Annotated in this window: 2 protein-coding genes; both read left to right on the top strand. The window is 64.5% G+C overall.

Annotation, left to right across the window (positions count from 1 at the left end):
* The coding region (soxY, locus tag Taqua_RS13120) for a thiosulfate oxidation carrier protein SoxY (RefSeq protein WP_221933952.1) at window positions 1–414 on the top strand (414 nt) is incomplete at its 5' end.
* A gap of 34 nt (window positions 415–448) precedes the next feature.
* The coding region (gene soxZ / locus Taqua_RS13115; RefSeq protein ID WP_144327001.1) for a thiosulfate oxidation carrier complex protein SoxZ at window positions 449–712 on the top strand (264 nt) is incomplete at its 3' end.

The following is a 712-nucleotide window of genomic DNA, read 5'->3' as shown; positions in this document are numbered from 1 at the left end:
GCTGTGGCGACGCTGGTGTCGCTGGGGGTGATCACGAGCGAGCAGGCGCTGGCGCTGCCGCGCGAGGCGTTTGCGAGCAAGAGCCTGGCCGAGGCGCTCAATGCGGTGGGTGGTCAGCCGGCCACGAGCGACCAGGTGCAGATCGTGTCGCCGGACATTGCTGAAAACGGTGCGGTGGTGCCGGTGGGTGCGGTGAGCAAGATTCCCAACACGACGGAGATTTACCTGTTGGTGGAGAAGAACCCGACGCCGCTGGCGGCGGCGTTCATGATTCCGGCGGGCACGGAGGCGGATGTGCAAACGCGCCTCAAGATGGGGCAAAGCACCAACGTGCTGGCGGTGGTCAAGGCTGACGGCAAGCTGTACTCGGCGGTCAAGGAAACGAAGGTGACGCTGGGCGGCTGTGGTGGCTGACGGCGTGGCGTAAGCGAATCGAAGGAGAGCGACGATGGCAGATCCGATGCGCATCCGTGCCAACGAGGCCGGTGGTGTGACGACGGTGCGGGTGTTGATGAGCCACCCGATGGAGCCTGGGACGCGCAAGGATGCGTCGGGCAATGTGGTGCCGGCGCACTACATCACGGACGTGGTGGCCACGCACAATGGCAAGGAAGTGCTCAAGGCGCAGTGGAGTGGGGCGGTGTCGCAAAACCCGTTTTTGAGCTTCAAGTTCAGGGGTGGGGCCAAGGGCGACAAGGTGGTGATCAAGTGG

It is taken from the genome of Tepidimonas aquatica, assembly GCF_007556585.1.
Taxonomy (GTDB): domain Bacteria; phylum Pseudomonadota; class Gammaproteobacteria; order Burkholderiales; family Burkholderiaceae_C; genus Tepidimonas; species Tepidimonas aquatica.
Note: the sequence above shows the minus strand (reverse complement) of the source record. Positions and strands in the feature narration are given on the sequence as shown.